Source organism: Nostoc sp. NOS(2021), assembly GCF_017115025.1.
Lineage (GTDB): Bacteria > Cyanobacteriota > Cyanobacteriia > Cyanobacteriales > Nostocaceae > Nostoc.
In genome coordinates, this window is sequence record NZ_JABXKM010000085.1 from 1 (window position 1) to 17695 (window position 17695).

Below are 17695 nucleotides of genomic sequence, written 5' to 3' on the forward strand. Positions count from 1 at the left end.
CTTGTACCTCACTCAACTAAGAACCGCTATATCACTAATTTAGCTTTTCTAAGTTCACAATTAAGAGTTTTCCGGCAACTTTAAGTTACCTGACAGCAATAATCATTAGTGATTGGCTAAAGACTAATGACAAAAAACTGCTATATTTATACTTACTTAAGTAAGTGGGCAAGAATAAATCAAACTATGTTACGCAATGTAAAATTAATTAAATTCTCTCTTAGTAAGCGGCTCTAGCCTTATTTTCAGAGCTAGAGCCGCTTACTACAAACCTTTAGTTATTCACGCCTACTTACTTAGCTTTCGGGAAATTATTTATTATGTCAATATTAATTTATACTATGGTGAGCATTTGCTCTGCCTTATTGATGAGTTGTTACAAATTACAAAGCTCTCTGTGCCTCCCAAGCACAGGGAGTCGAAGGTGAGTTTAACTTCGTTAACCTTCCTAATGATTTAAGATTTTCTTTATAAATCAACTCTGAAGGCATTTATTAGCTGGTAATCCTATCATAGTATCAAACATAAGAACACTATTCTTGCCTGTGTTCACTGATGGAACACGTAGAAGCAAATTTCTCAGTAAAAAAATGCTAGGGGTGTATTGTCCATGCCCTTGACGATCCTTGTAGTGGATGATGATTTGGGCACTCGTCTGTCTGTTAGCGACTATCTTGAACTGTCTGGCTACTCAGTGATCACGGCTAATGACGGTCAAGAGGCTTTGATTATGGTGGATGAGTATCATCCTGATTTAATTGTCACGGATATCGTTATGCCACGGATGAATGGCTATGAACTGGTGCGCCGGGTGCGCCAACAACCAGTGTTTCGTTTATTGCCTGTAATTTTATTAACGGCACGCACTAAGACCCAGGAAAGAATCCTAGGCTACCAGTCGGGGTGCGATTTATACTTACCCAAGCCTTTTGAACTGGAAGAGTTAGCAGCAGCAATCCGCAATCTTTTGGAGCGATCGCAAATCATTCAATCGGAGTATCGGTTTTCTCATAAAGAGAGTTTGGGCATTTCCGCCTCAACAAAAGCGGCGGATGTCCATAATTCTTTATCCACTCAAATTCAGAAATCCCATTTGCACTCACCTCTAACTCATAGAGAACAGGAAGTCTTAGAGTTATTGACTCATGGTCTTTCTAATGCCGAAATGGGTCATCAGCTACACCTGAGTCCTCGAACAGTGGAAAAATACGTTAGCAGTTTATTGAGAAAAACCTCAACCAGCAACCGAGCCGAATTAGTGCGTTTTGCGATTAAGCATGGTCTAGTGGAATAAAAAAGTGAGGAGTTAGGAATTAAGGGGAGAAGAGGTAACTCATAATTCATAACTCATAACTTTAAATTATTGGTTGTTGGCTAGTAACGTATGTGAGCAGACCTTCACAAGCATCGATCAGTAAATCAATAACCTGATTAAATCCCTCTTGACCACCGTAATAGGGATCTGGAACTTCCTTCAGGGTGTGTCGAGAGCAAAACTCGCACATCAAATGCACTTTCTGCTGATATTGCTTAGTTTGATCAAGAGTGAGGATGTTCTCATAATTTTCTTGATCCATCGCCAAAATCAAATCAAAGTCTTGAAAGTCTGACTTTTGAAACTGGCGTGCGCGACCACGCAGTTTAATTCCCAACTTTGTCGCAGCCGCAGCACTCATGCGTCTGTCAGGCGGGCTACCAATGTGATAACTAGATGTACCAGCAGAGTCACAGAGAATGTGTTCGCTCAAGCCAGCCTGCTCAATGAGATGATTCATAATGTTTTCTGCCGATGGCGATCGGCAGATGTTACCTAAGCAGACAAATAGCAACTTGTAAGACATAGATATTTTTTGTCCTTTGTCAAGAGTCATTTGTCACTTGTCCTTTGACCAATGACCAATGACTCTTGACTAAAATCCAGGAAGTTCCAGTCCACTGGTTAATTCTTCCATACGTTCCCGCATTGTTGCTGTGGACTTGTTGTAGGCTTCTTTCATTGCCACTGTCACGAGATCGGAAAGTACTTCTGCACCTTCCCCTAAAGCATCGGGAGAAATTTCCACTCGCTTAGGTTCTTGGTTCCCACTGACAATCACCTTCACCAGACCACCGCCAGATTCTCCTTGAATCTCCATTTGCTCCAATTCTTCTTGGAGTCGCTTTGCGCCTTCTTGAACTTGCTGCGCTTTCTTAAAAGCTTCAGCTAATTCTTTCATTTTTCCTAAGCCAAAGCCGAATCCCTGTCCTTTTCCTGTCATAATTATTTGTACGCCTGTGCGTTGAATAACAAATCAAATTCAATTATAGATGCGGTAAGTAATTTGCCTCTTTTTTTACCAATAATTAATGCATTCTAGAATTGGGCATTGGGCATTGGTTACACCCCATCTCCCTGATCTCTCTCATCTCCCCAGTTCCCAATCCCCATCCCCGGAATTGAAAGTTTCAACAAGCACCTTGAAACTCTCCGAGCATTTTGACTTCTGGCTCTAAATTAATAGACCAACGTTCTTGTACCTGATGTTGGATATGGCGAATGAGACAGAAGATATCACTAGCTTTTGCCCCACCACGGTTAACGATAAAATTAGCGTGGAGTAGTGCTACTTGTGCTCCACCAATTTGGTAGCCTTTCAGACCAGTTTGTTCAATTAACCAGCCAGCGCTGTAAGGTTTGGGATTGCGGAACACACTGCCACAACTGGGGAAGTTGTATGGTTGGGTGCTCAACCGATGTTTTTTGTGTTGTTTGGTGATTGCCACAACTTTTGCTGGGTCGGCACCAGGCGCGAGTTGTAGGGTGGCTTGGGTGACTATGCGATCGCCACCTTGCAATAATGAAGTCCGGTAGCTATAACCTAACTGTTCCGGGGTCAGAGTTTCCAGCGTACCATCGGGTGAAAGTACCTGGGCGCTAACTAACATATCTGCGATACAGCTATTATGTGCCCCTGCATTCATCACTACGGCACCTCCTGCTGTTCCTGGGATACCAACAGCCCACTCCAATCCTTGCCATCCTAATTCTGCTGCTGCCCATGCCAAACTAGGAATTGATTCTCCAGCAGCAACGGTTAATTGACCTGTATCTGGGTCAAAGTTGCTGAAGCGGAGATGACGAGTTGCAATGACTAAACCTGTTATACCGCGATCGCTCACCAACAAGTTAGAACCTGCTCCCAGTGTTGTCACCTTTAAATCACGTTCTTTTGCGTATTTAAGACTTGCTTGTAGTGCTTCTAAGTTTCGGGGGGCAACGTACCAATCAGCTGCTCCCCCAACTCTATAGGAAGTGAATGCTGACAAGCAAGCCTGAGACTTGATCGCACAATCAGTACTGGGTAAGTAAATTACTTCACTCTCCACCGAATTAGCTGTTTGGTGTTTCTTTGTATTCAAAGCAGAAACTGTGCAGACGTTTCCAGCTGCCTGGGAAATTGTCATCTTTACTTTATATTGGTAAAATTTTTACATTTATTTACCGCAAAGATACGGTAATAGAGTTAACCTATGGAACCCTTGCTAGACGGGCGCTTTGCTCAGAAATAAAACTTCGCAAAGTCTCCACTTAGGATGTGGCTTTAGCAGGTTCGCAAAGTGTCGTCATTACTTCAGGAATCACCTGATTCAAGTTCCCAGCCCCCAAAAACAGCGCCAAGTCTCCAGGGCGTAGTGTTTGTAGTAAGTACTCACACACTGAGGGTAAAGTTGGTTGATAAACTACCTGCGAATGGTGTTTAGCAATTTCCGCCGCTAGATGTTCACCACTAATTTGCCCTAAATTGGGTTCGCCTGCACTGTAAATATCAGTCAGCACAACCAAATCAGCATGGGTAAAGGACTCGGCAAATTCTTCTAAAAAGGTCAGTGTACGGCTATAGCGATGGGGTTGGAAGATCGCAACCACTCTTTGCCCTGGTCTTGCCTGTAAACGTGCTGCGGCGAGAGTAGCGCGAATCTCGCTGGGATGATGAGCATAGTCATCGATGAAGGTAATACCATCAACTTCACCCCGGAACTCAAAACGGCGTCTTGCTCCTTCAAAGGTAGCAATACCTTTGGCAATTGCTCCAAATTCTAAGCCCAAGACGCGACCAACAGCCACTGCTGCTAGGGCATTGCTGAGATTGTGCCGACTGAGCAGGCGTAACTTCAACACGCCCAAAGCTTTGCCTCTTTCCCAAACTAGAGCCGTGGTGCCATCAGCACGATAATCAATATTAGTGACGGTATAATCAGCCTCTGTATCTGAGTGTAAGCTGTAGCTGATTGTGGGTTGCAAGCGATCGCGGACTGTAGCACAGTCAATGCTACCTATTAACGTTTTACAACCCTTAGCAAATGTCTGGAAGATGTCAATGACTTCTTCTAATGTCTCGTAGTGGTCAGGATGATCGAGTTCAATATTGGTGATGATGCCAATCTCTGGAGCGTGTTTTACCAAGGAACCATCAGATTCATCTGCTTCGGCTACCAAATATTGGCTTTGTCCCAATCGAGCATTACCTTCCCAAGCATTGACTTCGCCACCTACTAAAATCGTTGGGTCTAGACCTGCTTCCAAAAGCATATAGCCAATCATGCTACTGGTTGTAGTTTTGCCGTGTGTTCCTGCCACTGCAATACTGTAGTAATCGGCAATTAAAGCTGCCAGTACATCTGAACGATGTAAAATTGGACAACCTAATTCTAGCGCTGCTTTGTATTCTAAATTATTTGTGTTAATTGCTGTTGAACAAATGACTTGAGGCAGTTTTGACTTAGTATCAGCAGGTAATTGTTCTTGTGAATTTAATACTACTGCATTCGCCAATACCTGAGGGCGAAAGAATTCGAGATTGCTTGCCTCTTGTCTATCAAAAATATGAGCACCGATAGATTCCAACTTGTGCGTAATGTGGTTTGCACGAAGATCCGAACCTGATACTGGAAATTGACGCTTGGCGAGAACGTATGCCAGAGCAGACATACCTATGCCACCGATGCCAATGAAATGAAATGGTCTACCACTAAAATCTACAGAATTAGTCATTTATTGCTCCTCTTACACCACACCACACCATAATCACAAATGACACGCGTATCATAACAGGAATTTGATTTTTACCGTAACTGCTCCTATATCATGTTTATGTTTGATATCCGAATGATGTTTCTGCTCTGGTTTTCCTTATTCAGAATGATTTTACCTTGGTTGGAGGTTTTTGCTATTTTTGAACTGTTCTTAAGATTATTCGGAAAATTTTGGCCGCATCGGGAAAGAAATTCTTGTAATGTCAAATACATATTTTTGGCTACCTTACTGGAATTGGCTACATAATACATTGTTTAGTGAAACTGATTTGAAATTGCATCAAGTCTAGGCGTGAATTGAGTACAATAGTACATTGGTAATGAAACTATTTTTCAATTGCATAAAACCCAGGCATAACTGGATGCAACAACTTGCAATTTTTGGTGGCACATTTGATCCAATTCATTGGGGACACCTGCTCGTAGGCGAGACAGCTTTGCATCAAGTATCCCTTGAAAAGGTAATTTGGGTACCATCCCTAAATCCTCCTCACAAAGAAGCAGCTTTGTTTGAGCATCGTGTGCAAATGCTGCAATTAGCCATAAAAGATAACCCAGCGTTTACTGTCTCACGAGTGGAGGCAAATCGCTCTGGGACTTCTTATGCCATTAACACCCTGATTCACTTATCTGCTTCTTATCCAAATACTCACTGGTACTGGATTGTGGGCTTGGATACTTTCCAAACCTTACCTCGTTGGTACCGTGGACACGAACTAGCACAAATGTGTGATTGGTTAATCGCACCCCGACAGCTAGGTGGTGAGACTATAACTCAAAGCGAATTAATCTGCAAGCAAGTAGAGCAACAAATCAGGGAGCAGTCACATACCATTTACTGGCAACTCTTGAATATACCTTTAGTAGGAGTTTCGTCAAGTCTAATTCGCAAATTTTGCCGTGAACACCAGTCAATTCGTTATTTAGTCCCGGAATCGGTTAGATCATATATCACTAACAACAATCTCTATTCCCACAAATCTGAATAAATTATGTGTTTTTTTATTGATCTAACACTTTATGGTTAAGAGTCCTTCCCCCCTTTGCGATATGATTGGGGTCAACGATATCAACATATAAGCATAAATACAGAGGGCAAGACACTGTGATTAGAGTTGCAATCAACGGTTTCGGGCGGATTGGACGTAACTTTGCGCGTTGTTGGGTGGGTAGAGAGAATAGTAAAATCGATCTTGTCGCTATTAATGACACGTCAGACCCTAGAACCAATGCTCACCTGCTGAAGTATGACTCGATGCTAGGCAAGATCAAGGGTGCTGAGATTAGTGCCGATGATAACTCTATCATCGTTAACGGTAAGACCATTAAGTGCGTATCTGATCGCAACCCAGAAAAATTGCCCTGGAAAGATTGGGGAATTGACCTAATTATCGAAGCAACCGGGGTGTTTACTAGCAAAGAAGGAGCGCTCAAGCATGTGAATGCTGGAGCCAAGAAAGTTCTGATTACCGCTCCTGGTAAAAACGAGGATGGCACTTTTGTGATTGGTGTGAATCATCACGACTATGACCACAACATACACCACATTATCAGTAATGCTAGCTGTACAACCAACTGCTTGGCGCCGATCGCCAAGGTGTTGAACGATAGATTCGGCATTATCAAAGGCACGATGACCACCACCCATAGTTATACAGGTGATCAGCGCTTGCTAGACGCTTCTCACCGGGATTTGCGACGGGCGAGGGCAGCAGCAATAAATATTGTACCCACCTCCACTGGAGCGGCAAAAGCAGTAGCACTGGTAATCCCAGAGCTTAGAGGCAAGCTAAATGGCGTTGCCTTGCGTGTACCGACCCCGAACGTCTCAATGGTAGATTTCGTAGTTCAGGTTGAGAAGCGTACTATTACTGAAGAAGTTAACCAAGCTCTTAAAGATGCTGCTGAAGGGCCACTCAAAGGCATTTTGGACTATAGCGAACTAGAATTAGTATCTTCCGATTATCAAGGTCATGATGCTTCTTCGATTGTCGATGGCAACTTGACTTTTGTCTTAGGTAATGACCTAGTGAAAGTTATGGCGTGGTATGACAACGAGTGGGGTTACAGCCAACGAGTTTTGGATTTGGCGGAATTGGTAGCCGAGAAGTGGGTTTAATTAAAAAGTTAGGAGGAGAGACGCGATTAATCGCGTCTGTACAGGAGTGAGGAGTTAGGAATTAAAACTCATAACTCATAACTTCTAACTATCGAAGTGTTGAAATCCCTGACTAAGACTCAGAACTTGGTCAGGAAATTTTTTTTGTTCGTCGTGCAATAGTACCGTTGATCCGGCTGTAACCCTGCCCACGATCGCAGCACCTTCACCAAGATGTTGCACTAAGGCTGATGCTGACTCTTGTGGTAAGCACAGCACTAATTCAAAGTCTTCGCCACCATATAGAGCATATTCTAGCGCTTGCTCTTGTGGCAACCAATGGTTAAAAGTTTTTGGTACGGGAATTTGTCTGCATTCTAGAACAGCGCCAACGCCACTGGCGCGGCAAATTTGGATAATCGCATCTGCCAAACCATCGCTGCTATCCATACCAGCTACAGGAATTTTGGATTTTAGGTCGCACCTTTGGTGCGCTTCCAGCGCAACTTGGATTTTGGATTGGGAATCTAAGATTTTCCAGAGGATTGGTAACACATCTAATCGTGGCTGTGGGCGCTGGTGTGCGCGGATTAGAGGCGTCTTTTCTTCATTGTTGAGGCTTTGTCCCAATTCGGGATGCAAGAGCAGTTGTAAGCCAGCCTGGGAGGCTCCATGAACACCTGTAACGACGATCGCATCTCCGATAACAGCAGCAGAACGGCGGATAATTTGATTAGGGTGAACTTGACCAAAAGCGGTAATTGCCAGAGTCGTCACAGGCGATCGCACAATATCACCCCCGACAATTGGGGTATTGTATTTTTGCAGGCATTCTGTCATTCCCTGGTATAGTCGCTCAACCCAACTCACCCTAACTTCACCGGGAAGTCCCAATCCGACAGTGATTCCCAATGGAGAAGCGCCCATTGCTGCTAAATCTGATAAATTGGCAGCAGCAGATCGCCAACCAGCATCTTCTGGGGAAGTGGTGAGGTTGCTAAAATGTACGCCATCAACCAGCACATCTGTTGTCACCACCAAAGATTGCTCTGGTGCAGTCACAAGTACTGCTGCATCATCTCCAATAATTTCTGGAGGACAGAAGCGCTGCAATCTTTCTAAAAGACCTTGTTCACCGATGTCTTTTACTTGTTGAGAAGCTAACTCACTGTTCATTGGGCATTGGGCAATTCAATTTTTGATTTTGGATTGACGATTTTGGATTAAATTTCAATCTAAAATCCAAAATCTAAAATTCTTACTCCCCCTGCTCCTTTATCTGTCTCATTTCCCTGGCTTTACGATTTAAGATATGGGTATTGTTTAGGAGACAGTTGGGATGGTCAGTACACCAGTAACCAGCATCACCTTTGAGGAGTACTTAACCTATGATGATGGTAGCGATTTCCATTATGAACTGGTGGATGGCAAGCTAGAGCTAATGAATCCACCGACTATTGAACATTTCCTAATTGTCGATTTTTTGGATACTGCCTTGAAAGCAGAAATCAAACGTTGTAATTCTACTTGGCTGTGTTTTCGGGAAAGTGGGGTGAGAACGGGTAGAAATAAATCTAGGTTGACTGATTTGTGTGTAGTGACATTGGAGCAAGCTAGAGAATTATTGAATACCTCAGCAGTATTTGAGTCACCCCCGTTACTAATTGTCGAGGTGGTCAGTCCAGAGTCGGTGAAACGGGACTATCGCCATAAGCGATCTGAATATGCAGCCTTAGAGGTTCCTGAATATTGGATTGTAGACTCACTGAAAGCAAAAATTTCGGTGTTACTACTGGAAGATGGATTTTACGAAGAAACAGTTTTTACTGCCAACCAGCAAATTTTATCACGGACTTTTCGCGAATTAGCGATCGCAGTTGATCAGGTGTTCACCGCCGGCAATCTGAGTTAGGGGAGTTAGAAGCTAGAAGTTAAGAGTTAGTAATTATTCTCCCTCATTTCCCTACAACCATCATTTCTAATACTCCCATCTGGCATGATAGTGTTGCACAAGATAGTACCCTTCAGTCTATGTCCACTCAAGTACTTAGCCCCCATCAAATTGGCGTTGGTGAGGTTGGTATTGTAAAAGAAAGTTTCATCGAGAAAAGCTTCACTGAGATTGGCACTCCTCAAGTCAGCACTATCAAATACAGTTTGCAACAAATCGGCACCACTCAGGTTAACATCCTTCAAAATAGCATTATTGAAACTGGCTTGATGCATACGAACACCGGTCAGGTCAGCTCCAGTGAGATTAGCTCCACTGAAGTCAATATCATCCAAAATGGCATTTCTCAAGTTAGCTCCACTCAAGTTGGCATCGCACAGTTCAACAGCTCCCAAATCAGCTCCTTCCAAGTTGGCATCACTGAGATTGGCTCCACTCATATCCCCATCAAAACCAAGTCCTCTGAGATCAGCTCCACTCAAATCAATCCCAACCAAATCGGTTTCATTACTGTAGCGCTTGATAAATTCCTCTCTGTCCATAACTTATCTCTAGCATCCATTTACACTCCAGGGCAAACGCATCTAAATTACTCTTGATCGCAACCAACGTTAAGAACCAACGACAAAATCAGCATTTCTCGTTTGGTTTAGTTTCCAAGACTCAAAGCGATGTCTACGACGGTCTACGCTTACGCTAAACATGTGTCAAGAAGTAGTGATTAATGCGACTATTTTGGAGTTTATTGAGAATAGAATCCCTTTATTTACATGATGCGTTCGCCCTGCCCTTCATCCTCCTCACTTTACTGTTTAAGATCAGGGTATCGTTTAGGAGACAGTTGGGATGGTCAGTACACCAGTAACCAGCATCACCTTTGAGGAGTACTTAACCTATGATGATGGTAGCGATTTCCATTATGAACTGGTGGATGGCAAGCTAGAGCTAATGAATCCACCGACTATTGAACATTTCCTAATTGTCGATTTTTTGGATACTGCCTTGAAAGCAGAAATCAAACGTTGTAATTCTACTTGGCTGTGTTTTCGGGAAAGTGGGGTGAGAACGGGTAGAAATAAATCTAGGTTGACTGATTTGTGTGTAGTGACATTGGAGCAAGCTAGAGAATTATTGAATACCTCAGCAGTATTTGAGTCACCCCCGTTACTAATTGTCGAGGTGGTCAGTCCAGAGTCGGTGAAACGGGACTATCGCCATAAGCGATCTGAATATGCAGCCTTAGAGGTTCCTGAATATTGGATTGTAGACTCACTGAAAGCAAAAATTTCGGTGTTACTACTGGAAGATGGATTTTACGAAGAAACAGTTTTTACTGCCAACCAGCAAATTGTATCACGGACTTTTCCCGAATTAGCGATACCTGCGGCACACTTCGTGAACGCAGTTGATCAGGTGTTCACCGCCGGGAAGCTGAGTCAGGGGAGTTAGAAGTTAGGAGTTAGGAGTTAGAAGTTAGGAGTTAGGAGTTAGGAGTTAGAAGTTAGGAGTTAGAAGTTAAGAGTTAGAAGTTAAGAGTTAGTAATTATTCTCCCTCATCTCCCTCATCTCCCTCATCTCCCCCTACTCCCTTCTTATGCAGCTTGCGGCTCAACCAGATTTTCTATTCCCTGAACCACAGTTGCCGATTCAATTTTGTCACCCGCCTTCAGTTTATCCAAAACTTCTCTGCCTTCGGTGAGATAGCCAAAAACGGCATAACGACCATCCAATAGGTTGCGTCCGGCGGGGGTGAGTTCTGGTTCAAACAAAAAGAAGAAAAATTGTGATGAACCTCCATTCACTTCACTTTCGGGACGAGCCATCACCACTGCACCAAAGGCAGAGAAAGGCAGAACTGGCATATCAACGTAACGACCAGCTTCTTCTAAAGTAATGCCATAGGTAGGCGCTTTATCGCCCTGAACTAAGACTTCTAAAGGAATAGCGCGATATTTGCCCGTTGTTGGGTCAATGAAACCCACATCTTTCCCAGCAGGATCTCCAGTTTGGAGAAAGTAAGATTCTTCAGAACGGGTAAATTCTAAGCCATTATAAAAACCCCTCTGTACCAAATCTACAAAATTCCCAGCAGTGACAGGGGCGCTGTAACCGTCTACTACGAGGGTCAAATCGCCTTTGTTAGTTTTGAATTCTACAGTGGCACGACCTTTAAGTTGCGGCAGGTTACTGTACTGGGCAGGCACTTCAAAGGGGAATTGTTTCACCATTGACTCTTCTAGCTGAGTGACGAGATTCAGCAGTTTAGCTCTATCTTGCAGAATTTGTTCTTTATCTTTGCTGTTCGCTAATTCTTGCAGTTTACCCACCCCAGATTTCAACTCGGTAATCCAAGCTTCGGCTTGGGGTTGGCGTTCTTCGGGAACGCTTGTTAAGATTTGGGAGGGTTTATCAAGAATGCGGGATGCTTTGCTGATGTCTTTGGAAATCGCACCCCACCGCCGATTCGCCCGCAGTTGGGCAGAGATGTCCTCTAAACTGGCTTGTAGTTGCCGCACAGGTTTGTTATCTATCGGGAGTGCATACCGCAACAGAGCCTTGCCGTCGGTAATTGCATTGCCGGCTGGGAGCGCGGCACTACTGGAGGGAGTCCACCCAGCTGTAGTTATGCCTAAAAATATTGTTACCAGCAGTATTGCCATTAGGCTGTTCTTCAGCCAGGATTTTAATAAGTTAAGCATGGGATAACTCAAATGCAGCATTAAATTGTTGACTGGACGTAACCCATCAATAATCTTCCCACAGCATGAGTGCTGAGTGCTGAGTGAAAATAAATGCAAGTGAATGGGGAAGTGGGGAGTGGTGGGATGAGGGAGATGAGGAAGCAGGGAGAGACAAGGGAGACAAGGAGAATAAGCAATGCCCAATGCCCCATGCCCAATGCCCAATGCCCAGTGCCCCATGACTAAATAGCTAATTACTCCGCTTGAAGGGTACAATAAATGCCGATTGTCTTCCAAAATTTGAAAGTTTCATGATCTCCAGTAACGATTTTCGACCTGGTGTTTCAATTGTCTTAGATGGATCTGTATGGCGAGTGATCGAATTCCTCCACGTTAAGCCAGGCAAAGGTTCCGCCTTTGTAAGAACCAAACTGAGAAATGTCCAAAGTGGGAGCGTGATTGAAAAAACGTTCCGAGCGGGGGAAACGCTGCCGCAAGCCACCTTAGAAAAAAGCACGATGCAACATACCTATAAAGAGGGCGATGAGTTTGTCTTTATGGATATGGAAACATACGAAGAAGGCAGATTGACCCGCGCACAAATTGGTGATCGCGTCAAATACCTCAAGGAAGGTATGGAAGCCGAAGTTATCCGGTGGGGCGAACAGGTGCTGGGAGTAGAATTGCCTAAGTCTGTGGTTCTGGAAGTTGTACAAACAGATCCAGGTGTAAAAGGTGACACTGCCACAGGTGGCTCAAAACCAGCAACTGTGGAAACTGGTGCAATTGTGATGGTTCCTTTGTTTATCACCCAAGGAGAACGCATCCGAATTGATACTCAGGAAGATAAATATATCAGCAGGGAATAACTTTCATCTCCACTGAGATGTTTGTCCCCCGATTTAAATCCCTACATAGGGATTAAATCCCTGCCACACTTAAGATGCTAATTTACGGATAGGTCGAGGTAATAAAAACTGTGCCATTGGACTTTAATGAAATCCGCCAACTACTGGCAACTATCGCCCAAACAGATATTGCAGAAGTTACGCTCAAAAGCGATGACTTTGAACTAACAGTCCGTAAGGCTGTGAGCATCAGCAATCAGGTGTTGTCGGGGGGTCAAGCGACCTTGGGCGGTGTGGTAGGTTCGGGCTTGACATCGGGTTCATCTTTGGGAAACCAGGGGGTCGCAAGTCAAGTAACGGAGGTGTCCACAGGTCGCGTGTTTGAGAATGCTGGTACTGGCACACAATTGCAGTTGTCAGTCAATGCCCCCTCAACCATTGACCAGAGATTAGTAGAAGTGCCTTCCCCAATGGTAGGAACGTTTTATCGCGCTCCTGCGCCGGGGGAAGCGGCATTTGTGGAAGTGGGCGATCGCATCCGCAAGGGTCAAACAGTCTGTATCATTGAGGCCATGAAGCTGATGAATGAAATCGAAGCCGAAGTCTCCGGCCAGGTGATGGAAATTCTCCTCCAAAATGGTGACGCTGTAGAATATGGTCAACCTTTGATGCGAATTAACCCTGATTAAGTATTAATCTATATATCAAATGAGTCATCCCAAATGAGTCATCGTTAAAACTTTCAGTCCTTGCGGGTTAATCCTGATGAAACAAGCGTTGCCTTTACCACCAGAAGTGGTGCAACAAGTAGCTGAATACTTCAGCCTGTTAAGTGAGCCGATGCGCCTGCGGCTGCTACACTTATTGCGGGATGAAGAAAAATGCGTGCAAGAGTTGGTAGAGGCAACACAGACTTCTCAGGCAAATGTGTCAAAACACCTGAAGGTAATGTGGCAAGCAGGAATCCTTAGCCGCCGCAGTGAAGGAACTTGCGCCTATTACCGGGTGGAAGATGAAATGATTTTTGATTTGTGTAATCGGGTTTGCGATCGCCTCGCCACAAGGTTAGAACAGCAAGCCCGTAATTTTCGTGTGTTAAATAGCAAACGTTAGGTCAATTGTCATTTGTCCTTTGTCATTTGTCCAAAACTAATGACTAATGACTAATGACCAATGACTAATGACTAAAGCGGATAATTTTTCTGAAAGCTTTCACGAGTTAGCGGTTGTTGTAACTCTAGACCCTCACCGCCTAAAACATCCAACGGTTTGCCGTTCACGTCAATATACACTTTGGCTTTTGGATTTAAAGTTGTCGCAGTATAAACAACTTGTCCTACGCGACCCATCATTGAGGTGCTACCACCACCACTGGTAAAATCTTCAGATAAATTAACGTGAACCTCATCATTTTCGGCCTTCACCCCCAACAGTTTGGTTGCTTTGGGGATGGTCGTAGTCGAATCTGTCCCTCCTTTTGGGCCTGCTAACAAACTTTGAAAAGCAGCTTCTAAAGCCTGGTTGGGCTGTACAGAAGCTACTTTAACAGGCTGGGGAACCAAAGCAATATTTTTGTCTTTTGGTGTGAGCCAATAAACGTTAGCGGTTTGCTCATTAGCTGGCTGCTTAGTTGATGGCTGTGCGGGCTGAACGATTCGCGCAGAGGGATTTGACGGTGTGGGAGTATTGCTGGAGTGTGAAGTAAACCAAGCCACACCGCCACCTACCGCTACAACCGCTGCTGAGACGGCTGCAATTACGCCTGAAGAAATACGATTAGATCCTTGTTGGTCTTTCATGTTCAAAACCTTCCTGACTGAGGGCTGATATAGTAGTTATGTGAGGAGCAGCCTGGTTAAAGACGATACTTACAAGTGGAGAGTTTCCCACAACCTGGAGGAGGCTTGATGCATCAAAATGCAATTATTTTTAATTCTGCAAGTCCCTGATTCAATTTTAGAATTTTTACTTCTAGTCCGTCACCTACCAAATTATGTAAATTTTGGGGAGTGGGGAATCTGACTTTTCAGGATATCTGAAAAACCTCACTTCTATTTCTCTCTCCTAAAAGGAGAGAGACTTTGAATTTTCCCCCTTCCCGTTGCGGGAAGGGGGTTATGTTTTTCGTGGCCCTTTCCACATGACGTGAAAAGTCAGGTGGGGAATGGGGAATTTTCTACTCCCTACTCCCCTTTATTGCTTCGGTAATCCACTGTTTAAGTGTAGTTGTAACTTCATCAATGAGAATTTCTTGCGATTTACGAGTGGCTCTTTCTACAACTTCGACTTTGCCATTAGCGATCGCCCGCCCGGTTACAATTCTATAAGGTATACCAATCAAGTCAGCATCTTTAAATTTCACTCCAGCCCTTTCATCGCGGTCATCTAGTAGGGTTTCAATTCCGGCTTGATTGAGTTCTGTGTAAAGTTTTTGCGCGATTTCGACTTGTTGAGCATCCTTAATGTTAGGAATTGTCACAATCGCGTGATAAGGTGCGATCGCAACTGGCCAAATAATCCCATCTTTATCATAAGATTGCTCTACGGCAGCTTGCGCCAATCGGGATACACCTACGCCAAAACAACCCATAAATAGCGGCTTTTCTTCACCCTGTTCATTGGTATAAGTTGCTCCCATCGCTTGGGAATATTTAGTACCTAATTGGAAGATGTGACCTGCTTCGATTCCACGGGCGCTTGCAAGAGTTTGTTCTGGGTTATGGATGGCGCGATCGCCTGGTCTTGCCTTACGTATATCTACTACACCGCTTGGCAACTTAAATCGCTCACCCCAATTAGCACCAACTACGTGATAACCAGCTTCATTCGCGCCTGTAACAAAGTTTTTTAAATCAACGGCTGTTTGATCACCTAAGCGCAAAAACTTGGGATGGATCTGTTTATCGGCGGTAATATACTCATCTGCGATGTCTGGCGCAATGTAACCTAAAGGTAGAGATTTAGTTGTCCATGCTTGTTGGGCTTCTACATTTGGTACATTCAAACTAATAATAGTTTTAGCACCGTATTCAGGAGCTAGTTTGGTCAATTCATTTTGCAACTTGACTTCATTAACTTCCTGATCGCCTCGGATGCTCACCAGAACCAACACCGTTATACCATTATCATAAACTGTCTGATAAAGGACATTTTTCACTAATTGAGTGGGAGAACAGTTGAGGAGTTGACAGACCTTTTCAATGGTTTCTGTTCCAGGTGTATCGCGTTTCTCATAGGTTGTAAACCGTGAGGTTTCGGCATCAATTGGTAAAGAAACAGCCTTTTCTACGTTAGCGGCGTATTTACCATCCTCAGTGTAGAGAACTTCATCTTCCCCAGCTTCCGCCAAAATCATAAATTCTGTGGAACCAGAACCACCAATTGCGCCAGAATCAGCTTCCACTGCCCGAAAAGCTAAACCAGAACGCCGCAGGATATTGCTGTAGGCTTTATACATATCCTGGTAAGTTTCTTTGAGGCTGGCTTCATCGGCATGGAAAGAGTAGCCGTCCTTCATGATAAACTCCCGTCCGCGCATCAAACCAAAGCGGGGACGAATTTCATCGCGGAATTTGGTTTGAATTTGGTAGAGATGCAGTGGTAGCTGGCGATAAGAGCGAATCATATCACGAGCGATCGCTGTAATTACTTCTTCATGAGTTGGGCCTAATCCTAATTGTTGCTCACGGCGGTCAATCAGGGAAAACATAATCCCCTCAGCTTTGGTGTAAGTGTCCCAGCGTCCCGATTCCTTCCATAAATCAGCCGGTTGTAATTGTGGTAAAAGACATTCTTGTGCGCCTGTAGCGTTCATTTCTTCCCGCACAATCTGGGAAACTTTTTGCAGTACCCGCCACATCAAAGGCAGATAAGCATAAATACCGCTACCGATGCGACGAATGTAGCCTGCACGGAGTAATAATTTATGGCTGGGAATCTCAGCATCAGCCGGATCATCCCGCAGTGTAACAAATAACATTTGTGAAAGTCGCATCGTTTAATCCCTTTCCAGAATCTCTAATTTGTTTATAAACCACCAGGCGATTATAAATCGCGGCGACACAAACTCTGCTCCGCCTGGGCGGACTAAGAAGGTATCCTAGTTTTTGAACCTGCGTGGTGCGCGGAGCGCAAGCGCGATCGGCATCTTACAGCCGTTAAGATATGGCATGATATAATCTTTGCAACTATTTAATCTAGGTCTAGGTTATGAGTCGTTTGACATTAAAACTAGACACCGTTCACCTGAGTGACGAACAATTTTATCACTTATGTCAAAATAACCGCGAACTGAAATTTGAACGCACTGCCAAGGGAGAATTAATCATCATGTCCCCCGTTGGAGGAGAAAGCGGCAATCGAGAAGCAGATTTAATTATTGATCTGGGAATCTGGAATCGGCAAACTGGCCTCGGTTACACTTTCAGTTCTTCTACTATATTTAAATTACCCAATGGTGCTGACCGTTCCCCAGATGCCGCTTGGATTAAACGAGAACGTTGGCAAGCACTTACACCTGAACAAAGACGCAAATTTCCCCCTATTGCACCAGATTTTGTCATTGAATTAAGGTCAGCAACAGACGATTTGGAAATGTTGCGTTCCAAAATGCAAGAATATATAGATGCAGGCGTGCAATTGGGATGGTTGATAAATCCCCAACAGCAGCAAGTGGAAATTTATCGCCAAAAACAAGATGTGGAAGTGCGAATTCTGCCCACACAATTATCGGGTGAAAATGTATTGCCAGGATTTAGCTTGAGTCTATCTTGTTATTAAGATTTGCAAGTGCCGCTAAACCTCCACTATCTGCCAACACTTTCCACCGCAGCAGAAAATGGGAGCATCTCACTTTCGTAAAAAGCTAGGACTTACGCACTGTACAAAATCATCATGATGTGCATTAACAAAAATAGGTTGTTTCAGGCTTTGATTAATTATTTTTTGATCGTAAATAGACCATGCTGTAGGGGTAAAGCGCATTGCTAAACCCCTACGAAAGATGTGGTTATTCACGTTACACATATTTACTATTTATTGTCAA

General features: G+C 44.0%; 19 protein-coding genes. 10 read left to right on the forward strand and 9 right to left on the reverse strand.

Annotated elements, in window-relative coordinates:
- Positions 1-610: 610 nt before the first annotated feature.
- Positions 611-1294 (forward strand): response regulator transcription factor, encoded by a 684-nt coding sequence (locus HWQ41_RS10320; RefSeq protein WP_292762181.1) that lies wholly within the window; start codon positions 611-613, stop codon positions 1292-1294.
- A gap of 61 nt (positions 1295-1355) precedes the next feature.
- On the opposite strand, the gene HWQ41_RS10325 is transcribed toward HWQ41_RS10320, so the two are convergent.
- The 4 genes from HWQ41_RS10325 to murC form a co-directional block, all read right to left on the reverse strand.
- Positions 1356-1841 (reverse strand): low molecular weight protein-tyrosine-phosphatase, encoded by a 486-nt coding sequence (locus HWQ41_RS10325; protein ID WP_292762225.1) that lies wholly within the window; start codon positions 1839-1841, stop codon positions 1356-1358.
- Between the two features lie 69 nt (positions 1842-1910).
- Positions 1911-2258 carry a YbaB/EbfC family nucleoid-associated protein gene (locus HWQ41_RS10330; protein WP_292762183.1) on the reverse strand — a complete coding sequence of 116 codons (348 nt, stop codon included), beginning with the start codon at positions 2256-2258 and terminating at the stop codon, positions 1911-1913.
- 187 nt (positions 2259-2445) lie between these two features.
- The gene (gene murB / locus HWQ41_RS10335; protein WP_292762185.1) at positions 2446-3444 is read right to left on the reverse strand and encodes a UDP-N-acetylmuramate dehydrogenase; all 999 of its coding nucleotides are present in this window, start codon (positions 3442-3444) and stop codon (positions 2446-2448) included.
- Positions 3445-3568: 124 nt separating this feature from the next.
- Positions 3569-5032 carry a UDP-N-acetylmuramate--L-alanine ligase gene (gene murC / locus HWQ41_RS10340; RefSeq protein WP_292762187.1) on the reverse strand — a complete coding sequence of 488 codons (1464 nt, stop codon included), beginning with the start codon at positions 5030-5032 and terminating at the stop codon, positions 3569-3571.
- A 403-nt stretch (positions 5033-5435) separates the two neighbouring features.
- Between murC and nadD the strand changes: the two genes are divergently transcribed.
- On the forward strand, positions 5436-6062 hold the full coding sequence (nadD, locus tag HWQ41_RS10345; RefSeq protein WP_292762189.1) for a nicotinate (nicotinamide) nucleotide adenylyltransferase: 627 nt from the start codon (positions 5436-5438) through the stop codon (positions 6060-6062).
- A 116-nt stretch (positions 6063-6178) separates the two neighbouring features.
- The gene (locus HWQ41_RS10350) at positions 6179-7192 is read left to right on the forward strand and encodes a type I glyceraldehyde-3-phosphate dehydrogenase (protein WP_292762191.1); all 1014 of its coding nucleotides are present in this window, start codon (positions 6179-6181) and stop codon (positions 7190-7192) included.
- Between the two features lie 84 nt (positions 7193-7276).
- Here HWQ41_RS10350 and thiL read toward each other — a convergent pair whose 3' ends face one another.
- On the reverse strand, positions 7277-8347 hold the full coding sequence (thiL, locus tag HWQ41_RS10355; RefSeq protein ID WP_292762193.1) for a thiamine-phosphate kinase: 1071 nt from the start codon (positions 8345-8347) through the stop codon (positions 7277-7279).
- A gap of 163 nt (positions 8348-8510) precedes the next feature.
- Between thiL and HWQ41_RS10360 the strand changes: the two genes are divergently transcribed.
- Positions 8511-9083, forward strand: coding sequence for a Uma2 family endonuclease (locus tag HWQ41_RS10360; RefSeq protein WP_292762196.1), 573 nt, complete (start codon positions 8511-8513; stop codon positions 9081-9083).
- 26 nt (positions 9084-9109) lie between these two features.
- Here HWQ41_RS10360 and HWQ41_RS10365 read toward each other — a convergent pair whose 3' ends face one another.
- Positions 9110-9664, reverse strand: a complete 555-nt coding sequence (locus HWQ41_RS10365) for a pentapeptide repeat-containing protein (RefSeq protein WP_292762198.1) — start codon at positions 9662-9664, stop codon at positions 9110-9112.
- Positions 9665-9968: 304 nt separating this feature from the next.
- On the opposite strand from HWQ41_RS10365, the gene HWQ41_RS10370 reads away from it, so the two are divergent.
- Positions 9969-10571: a Uma2 family endonuclease gene (locus HWQ41_RS10370; RefSeq protein ID WP_292762199.1), complete on the forward strand. Its 603-nt coding sequence runs from the start codon at positions 9969-9971 to the stop codon at positions 10569-10571.
- Between the two features lie 143 nt (positions 10572-10714).
- Here the strand turns inward: HWQ41_RS10370 and HWQ41_RS10375 are convergent, their stop codons facing one another.
- Positions 10715-11821, reverse strand: coding sequence for a peptidylprolyl isomerase (locus HWQ41_RS10375; RefSeq protein ID WP_292762202.1), 1107 nt, complete (start codon positions 11819-11821; stop codon positions 10715-10717).
- Positions 11822-11904: 83 nt separating this feature from the next.
- Here HWQ41_RS10375 and HWQ41_RS10380 point away from each other — a divergent pair, with 83 nt between their 5' ends.
- From HWQ41_RS10380 to HWQ41_RS10395, 4 genes are all read left to right on the forward strand, one after another.
- The gene (locus HWQ41_RS10380; protein WP_292762204.1) at positions 11905-12045 is read left to right on the forward strand and encodes a hypothetical protein; all 141 of its coding nucleotides are present in this window, start codon (positions 11905-11907) and stop codon (positions 12043-12045) included.
- Positions 12046-12114: 69 nt separating this feature from the next.
- A complete protein-coding gene (gene efp / locus HWQ41_RS10385; RefSeq protein ID WP_292762207.1) occupies positions 12115-12672 on the forward strand; it encodes an elongation factor P in 558 nt (185 codons plus the stop codon).
- A gap of 110 nt (positions 12673-12782) precedes the next feature.
- On the forward strand, positions 12783-13340 hold the full coding sequence (accB, locus tag HWQ41_RS10390) for an acetyl-CoA carboxylase biotin carboxyl carrier protein (RefSeq protein ID WP_292762210.1): 558 nt from the start codon (positions 12783-12785) through the stop codon (positions 13338-13340).
- A gap of 76 nt (positions 13341-13416) precedes the next feature.
- On the forward strand, positions 13417-13764 hold the full coding sequence (locus HWQ41_RS10395) for a metalloregulator ArsR/SmtB family transcription factor (RefSeq protein WP_292762213.1): 348 nt from the start codon (positions 13417-13419) through the stop codon (positions 13762-13764).
- Positions 13765-13835: 71 nt separating this feature from the next.
- Here the strand turns inward: HWQ41_RS10395 and HWQ41_RS10400 are convergent, their stop codons facing one another.
- Entirely contained in the window at positions 13836-14450 is a 615-nt protein-coding gene (locus HWQ41_RS10400) for a GerMN domain-containing protein (protein WP_292762216.1), read from the reverse strand.
- A 377-nt stretch (positions 14451-14827) separates the two neighbouring features.
- The gene (locus HWQ41_RS10405) at positions 14828-16645 is read right to left on the reverse strand and encodes a proline--tRNA ligase (protein WP_292762219.1); all 1818 of its coding nucleotides are present in this window, start codon (positions 16643-16645) and stop codon (positions 14828-14830) included.
- Between the two features lie 215 nt (positions 16646-16860).
- Here HWQ41_RS10405 and HWQ41_RS10410 point away from each other — a divergent pair, with 215 nt between their 5' ends.
- The gene (locus tag HWQ41_RS10410) at positions 16861-17430 is read left to right on the forward strand and encodes a Uma2 family endonuclease (RefSeq protein ID WP_292762222.1); all 570 of its coding nucleotides are present in this window, start codon (positions 16861-16863) and stop codon (positions 17428-17430) included.
- The last annotated feature ends 265 nt before the right edge of the window (positions 17431-17695 follow it).

Bases quoted from the DNA above. Each gene is read 5' to 3' on its own strand.
- HWQ41_RS10320 (WP_292762181.1), top strand. From the start codon at position 611: ATGCCCTTGACGATCCTTGTAGTGGATGATGATTTGGGCACTCGTCTG.
- HWQ41_RS10325 (WP_292762225.1), bottom strand. From the start codon at position 1,841: ATGTCTTACAAGTTGCTATTTGTCTGCTTAGGTAACATCTGCCGATCG.
- HWQ41_RS10330 (WP_292762183.1), bottom strand. From the start codon at position 2,258: ATGACAGGAAAAGGACAGGGATTCGGCTTTGGCTTAGGAAAAATGAAA.
- murB (WP_292762185.1), bottom strand. From the start codon at position 3,444: ATGACAATTTCCCAGGCAGCTGGAAACGTCTGCACAGTTTCTGCTTTG.
- murC (WP_292762187.1), bottom strand. From the start codon at position 5,032: ATGACTAATTCTGTAGATTTTAGTGGTAGACCATTTCATTTCATTGGC.
- nadD (WP_292762189.1), top strand. From the start codon at position 5,436: ATGCAACAACTTGCAATTTTTGGTGGCACATTTGATCCAATTCATTGG.
- thiL (WP_292762193.1), bottom strand. From the start codon at position 8,347: ATGAACAGTGAGTTAGCTTCTCAACAAGTAAAAGACATCGGTGAACAA.
- HWQ41_RS10360 (WP_292762196.1), top strand. From the start codon at position 8,511: ATGGTCAGTACACCAGTAACCAGCATCACCTTTGAGGAGTACTTAACC.
- HWQ41_RS10365 (WP_292762198.1), bottom strand. From the start codon at position 9,664: ATGGACAGAGAGGAATTTATCAAGCGCTACAGTAATGAAACCGATTTG.
- HWQ41_RS10370 (WP_292762199.1), top strand. From the start codon at position 9,969: ATGGTCAGTACACCAGTAACCAGCATCACCTTTGAGGAGTACTTAACC.
- HWQ41_RS10375 (WP_292762202.1), bottom strand. From the start codon at position 11,821: ATGCTTAACTTATTAAAATCCTGGCTGAAGAACAGCCTAATGGCAATA.
- efp (WP_292762207.1), top strand. From the start codon at position 12,115: ATGATCTCCAGTAACGATTTTCGACCTGGTGTTTCAATTGTCTTAGAT.
- HWQ41_RS10395 (WP_292762213.1), top strand. From the start codon at position 13,417: ATGAAACAAGCGTTGCCTTTACCACCAGAAGTGGTGCAACAAGTAGCT.
- HWQ41_RS10400 (WP_292762216.1), bottom strand. From the start codon at position 14,450: ATGAAAGACCAACAAGGATCTAATCGTATTTCTTCAGGCGTAATTGCA.
- HWQ41_RS10405 (WP_292762219.1), bottom strand. From the start codon at position 16,645: ATGCGACTTTCACAAATGTTATTTGTTACACTGCGGGATGATCCGGCT.
- HWQ41_RS10410 (WP_292762222.1), top strand. From the start codon at position 16,861: ATGAGTCGTTTGACATTAAAACTAGACACCGTTCACCTGAGTGACGAA.